Raw genomic sequence first — 8,366 nt, forward strand, 5'->3', positions numbered from 1 at the left:
ACAAGCGCACTTTGCTTGGCTCAAAGTCGTGCCCATGGCGTTCCAGCCCAAATCCGCGGAGCCCGTAGTCACCCGGGCCAGCGCCAGACACTAACCTGCCGCCCAATCCGGCCCACCACCTTCAGAAAGGAGCTTGCCATGCTGACCCGTACAGGATTTTGGGCTAAGGCTCAGGAATTGCACCTGGTGACGCCCGGCGACACGATCGTTGTCGGGGTGTCGGCCGGAGTCGATTCGATGACGTTGCTGGACCTGTTGCGCCACGCCCCGGCAGCCCAGCATTTAGCCGTTCGGGTCGTCTATGTGGACCACCAGCTTCGGCCGGAAAGTGCGGCGGAAGCCGATTTTGTGCGGACTTTTTGTGCCGCCCACCAGCTGCCCTTGGATGCCGTGACTTGGCACCACCCGCCGCTGGACCACGGCGTGGAAGAGGCGGCGCGGACGTTTCGCTACCGGGCGTTCGCCGCGGCGCTGCGGCACTTTTCTGCCCATACGCTGTGGCTGGCCCACCATAATGATGATGCCTTAGAGACCGTGGTGATGAAGCTGGCTCGGTCCGGCAGTGTCTTCGAGCAGCCGGGGCTGCAGCTGGTCAGCGACCGGCCGGGATATACGCTGGTGCGGCCGCTCTTGCCTTATCCCAAGACGGCGATCCGTGCCTACGCTGACCGCCATCGGGTCCCCCATTATGAAGATGCCAGCAATCAGGATCTGCGCTATCAGCGCAACCAAGTCCGGACGGCGGTGGTCCCCGCGGTGCGTGCGCTGAATACTCAAAGTGCCGCTCACGTACTGCGGTATACGGAAGAAATGACGGCGGCCAAGGCGCTGCTGACGGAGCGGCTGGCGCAATTGGCCGCCGCCATGACGAGCCGCCAGGGCCCGGAGACGCTGATCGCTCGGTCGGTCTTCAACGCCTTGCCCCGCGGTCAGCGCAGCCTGCTGCTGCAATACTTAGCCGGCCCGACGGCCCCGCTGACCGGCCGGCAGCTCACCCAGTGCCTGGGGCTCGCAGAGAGCCGCCGGGCCTCTGGCGCGGTTCAGCTGGCCGGGGGCTGGCAGTGCCGGATCAGCTATGACGAAATCCGCCTCACCCGCGAAAATCAGTCTCAAGATGGGGGCATTTTTTTACCCGTGCAGTTATCATTGTTAAGTACTGTTTTTTATCCCGATGGTCATTGGTGGCATTTGGCGCCCGCTGGGCCGGGGTTAGCGGTGCCAGCCGGCGTCGTCCTGCGTCACCGCCGGCCAGGGGATATGATTCAGCTGCCATCCGGTCAGCACCAAGCATTGCGGCGTTTCTTCATTAACCAAAAGATTCGCCGCGACCAGCGCGAGACACTTGTTCTCGCCGCTGTGGGTGACCAGGTATGGTGTATTCCTGGCTATTACCAGCGTCAATTGTCTGGTATGGCGCAACCTGATACAATGAAGGGCATGTTGACATACCGCTAACAGGCAAATAAACGCTAATTGATGGAGGATAGCACTGTGCAGGAAGATATAGAAAAAGTGCTTTACAGCCAAGCCGATATTCAAGCAACGGTGGCGCGATTGGGCAAAGAGCTCACCACAGATTATCAAGGGAAGAACCCTTTGTTCATTTGTATTCTGAAGGGCGCCATCGTGTTTATGACGGATCTGATCCGGCAGGTGGACGACTTTGTGGAGATCGATTTCATGGACGTGTCCAGTTACGGGAACGCGACGGTCTCCAGCGGCGAGGTCAAGATCTTGAAGGATCTGGACACGTCCGTGCAAGGCCGAGACGTGGTCATCGTTGAAGATATCGTCGACACGGGCGCCACGCTCAATTACCTGATCAAGCTCCTGTCGACGCGCCAAGCCAAGACGATCAAAATCGTCGCGTTGATGGATAAGGCGGCGGGCCGCAAGCTGCCGGTCAAGGCCGATTACGTCGGCTTTGATGTACCCAATGAATTCGTGGTCGGCTACGGTCTGGATTACGCTGAGAAATATCGGAACCTGCCGTACATCGGCGTTCTTGCACCGCGCGTTTACGAACAGTAAGTTTTCTTTGTGCCATGCATCAGGAGTGCTATGATGCTATTTAGTGAAGCCCTTTTGCGTGTGTGTGCGCACGCAGAATGTAAGGAGAATTAATAGATGAAAAATCGCAGAAACGGGCTGTTCCGCAGCGGGGTGCTGTACTTCTTCATCTTCGTCGTGCTCGTCGCACTGGTTTCCACGTTCTTAGGCGGCAATGGGAATAATAGCCGCTCCCAAGAGATCAAGTCCAGTACGTTTATTACCGAGCTGCAAGACAAGAAGATCAAGGATTTCAACATTCAGCCGTCGGGCAGTGTCTACAAGGTTTCCGGGACCTATCGGGAACCGCAAACCGTCAATACGCCAGCCAGCGGGTTCGGCGGGTTCTTGTCGTCGGGCAGCAGTTCCTCCACCGTCACCAATTTCACCACGACGGTCCTGCCTAACGATGCGACCCTGAACCAGATTCGGGTGACCGCGAAGGATGCGGACGTATCCTATTCGACGAGCAGTGAATCCAATTCCGGATTCTGGCTCCAGATGCTGTTCTACTTCGTCCCCACGATCCTGGTCATCGCCTTCTTCTGGTTCATGATGAACTCCGCCAACCAAGGCGGGGGCGGCAACGGTCGGGTCATGCAGTTTGGCAAGTCCAAGGCCAAGCCGGAAGATCCCAAGAAGAACAAGGTCCGCTTCTCTGATGTGGCGGGCGCTGAGGAAGAAAAGCAAGAACTGGTCGAAGTCGTCGAGTTCTTGAAGGATCCGCGGAAATACTCCGCACTGGGGGCCCATATCCCGCATGGGGTCCTGCTGGAGGGGCCTCCGGGTACTGGTAAAACGTTACTGGCCCGGGCGGTCGCCGGGGAAGCCGGCGTACCGTTCTTCTCCATTTCTGGTTCAGACTTCGTCGAAATGTTCGTCGGGGTTGGTGCCAGCCGAGTGCGGGATCTGTTCGATAATGCCAAAAAAGCGGCACCGTCGATCATCTTCATTGATGAAATCGATGCCGTCGGCCGTCAGCGGGGCGCAGGTCTCGGCGGCGGACATGACGAACGGGAACAAACCTTGAACCAGTTGCTGGTTGAAATGGACGGGTTCACGGGCAACGAGGGCGTCATCGTCATCGCGGCCACGAACCGGGCCGATGTCTTGGATCCGGCGCTGCTGCGGCCGGGCCGATTCGACCGGAAGGTGCTCGTTGGCCGGCCGGACGTTAAGGGCCGGGAAGCTATCCTGCGCGTCCACGCCAAGAACAAGCCGTTGGCGCCGGATGTTGACCTGAAGCAGGTGGCCCAACAGACGCCTGGATTCGTCGGGGCTGATCTGGAGAACTTACTGAACGAAGCCGCCTTGGTCGCGGCACGGCGGAACAAGACCCAGATCGACTCATCGGATATTGATGAAGCGACCGACCGGGTCATCGCAGGGCCGGCCAAGCACGACCGGGTCATTTCTCCTAAGGAACGTAACATGGTCGCTTACCACGAAGCGGGCCACGCCATTATCGGCCTGGTCCTGAGCGATTCGCGGACCGTGCGCAAAGTGACAATCGTGCCCCGCGGTCAAGCCGGCGGGTATGCCATCATGCTGCCGAAGGATGATCAGTTCCTGGTCACCAAGAAGGAGCTTAACGAGCAGATCATCGGCCTGATGGGCGGCCGGACGGCCGAAGAAATCATCTTCGGCGTTCAGTCCACCGGGGCCTCCAACGACTTCGAGCAGGCCACCCAAATCGCCCGCGAGATGGTGACCAAGTACGGCATGACCGAACGCTTGGGGACCGTCACGCTGGCCTCGGATAGCCAGCCGTTCGTCGGCGCTGATTACGGTCAGCCGCCGGTCTACTCCCAAGCCACTGCCGCCGCCATTGACGACGAAGTGCGCCAGCTGATCGACGCGGCCCACAAGCAGGCCTTCGAGATCATTCAAGCTCACCGTGCGCAGCACAAGGCCATTGCCGAAGCATTGCTGAAGTACGAGACCTTGAACGAGAAGCAGATCCTCAGCCTGTTCAACACCGGCAAGATGCCGGCGGACGAGACCGAAGAGTATCCGTCTGAACAGTCGGGCACTTTCGAAGAAGCGAAGAAAGCGTTAGAAGAACGCGATCATCGCAAGTCCGAACAGGAAGCGGCCAAGCACGATGACGGTGATTCTGTTGACAGCAGCAGCACCAGCACCGCAGCGGCTGCACCGGCACCAGCCAGTACCGGCAGTGCAGCGGACAGCGCGTCCAGCGACGCCAGCAGCCAAAGCCCGACACCGCCGGATGACCACCAAGATCCGCCTAGCGATCAAGCTTAACTGCTGTTTTTTTCAAGCGGCGTTCCCCCAGCGGGAGCGCCGCTTTCTTGTCTAAACCGGATACGGCCGTTATAATGAAAAGTCGATTATGCGAACGAAAAGTAAGGAGAATAAATTATGGCAGATTATCTGGTCAAAGCCGTCACCACCGATGGCCACCTGCGCGCCCTGGCGGTGGATGCCACCGCGACGGTCGCCGAAGCGCAGCGGCGTCATGACACGTATGGCGCGGCCAGTGCCGCGTTGGGCCGCACCTTGGTGGGCACTTTGCTGCTCAGCAGTGCCCTGCTCAAGGACGAAGGGCGCGAGACCCTGACGACCCGCGTCTTGGGCGATGGTCCGGTGGGGGCCATCGTGGCCGTGGGCAAGCCGGCGGGCACGGTCAAGGGCTACATCCAGCACCCCCACGTGCAGCTGCCGCTGAATACGGTCGGCAAGATCGACGTGCGCCGAGCCGTGGGCCAAGGACTGCTGGCAGTGTCCAAGGACATGGGCCTGAAGACGCCGTTCACCGGCCAAGTACCGCTGGTGTCCGGTGAGCTGGCCGAAGATTTCAGCTACTACCTGGCCCAGTCGGAACAGATTCCCTCAGCCGTGGGCTTATCCGTGTTCGTGCAGGCCAACAATACCATCGGCGCCGCCGGCGGTTTCATGATCCAAGCCTTGCCCGATGCGGGGGATGCCGAATTGGCCGCCGTGGAGAAAGCCGTCCGCGGACTGCCTTTGATTTCTGAAATGATGCGCGGCGGCGACACGCCGGAAGACATCCTCACGAAAATCTTCGGTGAGAGCCAGTTGAAGTTCCTGGACCGCACCCCAGTGGCATTCCAGTGCGATTGTTCCAAGGCCCGCTTCGCCAAGTCGATCAAGGCGCTGGGCCGCCACGATATCGAAGCGATGATCAACGAGGACCACGGGGCCGAAGCCGTGTGCAAGTTCTGCGGCAATAAATACACGTATACGGAAGATGAGTTACGGAACATGCTGGCGTGATGCTTTTGCGCCGGTTACAGAAAATTGTTAAGATGGCAGAGCTAGGCCCAAAGGAGAAGGTTATTTATGGAGTGGAAAATCGGTTCAGTCACCATCCCCAATCAGATCGTCGTGGCCCCGATGGCGGGGATCACCAACGCAGCGTTTCGCGTGACCTGTAAAGAATTCGGCGCCGGGTTGGTGGTCTGTGAAATGATCAGCGACCGGGGCATTATGTACCGGAATAGGAAGACGCTGTCGATGCTGTTCGTCGATCCCCGGGAGCACCCGATCAGTATTCAGATTTTTGGGGGTACCAAAGAGACGCTGGTGGAGGCCGCCAAGTTTGTCGATCAGAACACTGCGGCCGACATTATTGACATCAACATGGGCTGCCCCGTGAATAAGGTGGTCAAGACCGACGCCGGCGCGAAGTGGCTGCTGGATCCGGACAAGGTCTACGAGATGGTGGCGGCAGTCACCGCCGCCGTTTCTAAGCCGGTCACCGTGAAGATGCGGACCGGCTGGGATGAGGATCATATTTATGCGGTCCAGAACGCTCTTGCGGCTGAGAAGGCCGGCGCCGCCGCCCTGGCAATGCACGGCCGGACCCGCAAGCAGATGTACCGTGGTCACGCGGATTGGGATATTTTGGCTGAAGTCGGCCATGCGCTGACGATTCCCTTCATGGCCAACGGTGATATTCGCACGCCCCAGGATGCCAAGCACGTTCTGGAACACACTGGCGCCACGGCCGTAATGGTCGGCCGCGCCGCCCTGGGCGATCCCTGGATCTTGGGCCAAATGAAGACGTACATCGAGACTGGCGAGCTATTGCCGGACCCGACACCGGAAGAAAAGTTGCAAACGGCCCGTTTACAACTGCATCGTCTGTTAGAATTAAAGGGTGAGAAAGTCGCCGTACCGGAATTCCGGCAGCAGGCGGCTTATTACCTCAAGGGGATTCCCCGTGCCGCCCAGGCCCGGGCATCGCTGAACGAAAAGTGGACCGAGGCGGAAGTCGACGCCGTGCTGGATCACTTTGAAGAGGAAGTCCAAGAGTATTTGGCCCATAAGGCCGCCCGTCAAGCTGCGCGTGAGCAGCGGGCGGGGTAATGATTATTTATCGAGGAGGAGCACTGTAGTGGCTAATCAAAAAGACGGTCAAGTGAACGACCAGATCATGGTCCGTCGCGAGAAGATGGAAGAGTTGCGCAAGATGGGGATCGACCCCTTCGGCAAACGCTTCGATCCGACGACGAACGCACAAGAACTGCACACTAAGTTGGACGAAGAAGATAAGGACGTGGTCAATGGCCACGTTGTTCGGGTGGTCATTGCCGGCCGGATGATGAGTAAGCGGGGCAAGGGGAAAGTCGGTTTTGCCGACATCCAAGACCGCACTGGCCGGATCCAGATCTACGTCCGTAAAGACGTTGTCGGCGAAGACAATTACTATATCTTTAAACGGTCCGACTTAGGGGACTTCTTGGGAATCACCGGGACCATGATGAAGACTGATGCCGGTGAGCTGACGGTCCGGGCAGAGCACGTGACTTTCTTGGCCAAGGCCCTGCGCCCCTTACCCGATAAGTATCATGGCCTGACCAATGTCGAACAGCGGTATCGCCAGCGGTACCTGGACTTGATCACCAACCGCGAGAGTTATGACCGTTTCATCAAGCGCAGCCGGATCATTTCTGCCGTCCGGGAGTTCATGGACGCCAACGGCTTCATCGAAGTCGAGACACCGGTCCTGCACAACCAGGCCGGCGGTGCCTCTGCCCGACCCTTCATCACGCACCACAATGCACTGGACATTGACCTGTACCTGCGGATTGCCCTGGAATTGCACCTGAAGCGCCTGATCGTTGGCGGGATGGAACGGGTCTACGAGATTGGCCGGGTGTTCCGGAACGAAGGCGTGGATACCAAGCACAACCCGGAATTCACTGAGCTGGAGTCTTATGCCGCCTATTTCGATTTCACCGATGTCATGGACGAGACTGAGGGTATCTTCCGTTATGCCGCCAACAAGGTGCTGGAGACCGGTAAGATTACTTACCAAGGCGAGACAGTCGATTTGGACCAGCCTTTCAAGCGGGTCCACATGGTGGATGCCATCAAGGAGAAAACCGGCGTGGACTTCTGGCCCAAGATGTCCTTGGCTGATGCCCAAAAGTTAGCCGATGAGCACGGGGTCCACTACGAGAGCTATTGGCAGGTCGGGCACATCATCAATGCCTTCTTCGAACAATTTGTCGAAGAGACATTGAAGGAGCCCACCTTCATCTATGGTCACCCGGTTGAAATTTCTCCGCTAGCGAAGAAGAACAGCGACGACCCGCGCTTTGCGGATCGGTTTGAGCTGTACATCCTGGGCAACGAGTACGGTAATGCCTTCACGGAGTTGAATGATCCCATCGACCAGCGCGAGCGCTTCGAGGCTCAGGCCAAGGAACGCACTGCCGGCAATGATGAGGCTCAGGGCATCGACGAAGACTTCATTGCGGCCTTGGAATACGGGATGCCGCCCACGGGCGGTCTCGGGATCGGTATCGACCGGTTGGTCATGCTGCTCACGGACGCGCCGTCCATCCGCGACGTCCTGCTGTTCCCGACCATGCGGCCAGACAATGACGATGACGCCACCGCGGATGCCATCGCGGATCTGGATGACGATTCGAAGAAAAAATAAGGCAGCAAAGAGGCAGCAGCGGGCGACCGCTGCTGTTTTTTTAAACAATTTTTTGACCAGATTATGACGGATTATTGACACAAAGTTCGGCCGACCACGGCCGACGGCCATTTTGTTCCCGTGCCACGGGGGAACATAATTGGCTAATAACGAACTTTAGCAGCTATAACAATCTCTATCGTTATTATTTTACTGTTATTTTTCACGCTTGCTTTTTACCCCCACCGTTGGTAATATAGTTAAGTCATGTGATGCGGAGGCGTCACCAAGGTTGTCACCAAGCGGTTTTCAGAAATTGCTTGTTGACACAGCTGAAACAGCATGGTATATTATCAAAGTTGCGTTTTTCGCAGCAAGGTAATCGCAGGCCTTTGAAAACTGA

General features: G+C 57.9%; 6 protein-coding genes. All 6 read left to right on the forward strand.

The features are described from left to right. Nucleotides 1-138 precede the first annotated feature (138 nt). The 6 genes from tilS (at nucleotide 139) to lysS (ending at nucleotide 7,984) form a co-directional block, all read left to right on the forward strand. On the forward strand, nucleotides 139-1,455 hold the full coding sequence (gene tilS, locus L248_RS13460; RefSeq protein ID WP_022530814.1) for a tRNA lysidine(34) synthetase TilS: 1,317 nt from the start codon (nucleotides 139-141) through the stop codon (nucleotides 1,453-1,455). Between the two features lie 36 nt (nucleotides 1,456-1,491). Then, entirely contained in the window at nucleotides 1,492-2,031 is a 540-nt protein-coding gene (gene hpt / locus L248_RS13465) for a hypoxanthine phosphoribosyltransferase (RefSeq protein WP_196812046.1), read from the forward strand. Nucleotides 2,032-2,127: 96 nt separating this feature from the next. After that, the gene (gene ftsH / locus L248_RS13470; protein ID WP_022530816.1) at nucleotides 2,128-4,314 is read left to right on the forward strand and encodes an ATP-dependent zinc metalloprotease FtsH; all 2,187 of its coding nucleotides are present in this window, start codon (nucleotides 2,128-2,130) and stop codon (nucleotides 4,312-4,314) included. Between the two features lie 117 nt (nucleotides 4,315-4,431). Further along, nucleotides 4,432-5,307: an Hsp33 family molecular chaperone HslO gene (gene hslO, locus L248_RS13475; protein WP_022530817.1), complete on the forward strand. Its 876-nt coding sequence runs from the start codon at nucleotides 4,432-4,434 to the stop codon at nucleotides 5,305-5,307. Between the two features lie 66 nt (nucleotides 5,308-5,373). Continuing rightward, nucleotides 5,374-6,402 carry a tRNA dihydrouridine synthase DusB gene (gene dusB, locus L248_RS13480; RefSeq protein ID WP_022530818.1) on the forward strand — a complete coding sequence of 343 codons (1,029 nt, stop codon included), beginning with the start codon at nucleotides 5,374-5,376 and terminating at the stop codon, nucleotides 6,400-6,402. Nucleotides 6,403-6,505: 103 nt separating this feature from the next. Continuing rightward, nucleotides 6,506-7,984: a lysine--tRNA ligase gene (lysS, locus tag L248_RS13485; RefSeq protein ID WP_425423460.1), complete on the forward strand. Its 1,479-nt coding sequence runs from the start codon at nucleotides 6,506-6,508 to the stop codon at nucleotides 7,982-7,984. Nucleotides 7,985-8,366 lie beyond the last annotated feature (382 nt).

It is taken from the genome of Schleiferilactobacillus shenzhenensis LY-73 (genome assembly GCF_000469325.1).
In the GTDB taxonomy this organism is placed as follows: domain Bacteria; phylum Bacillota; class Bacilli; order Lactobacillales; family Lactobacillaceae; genus Schleiferilactobacillus; species Schleiferilactobacillus shenzhenensis.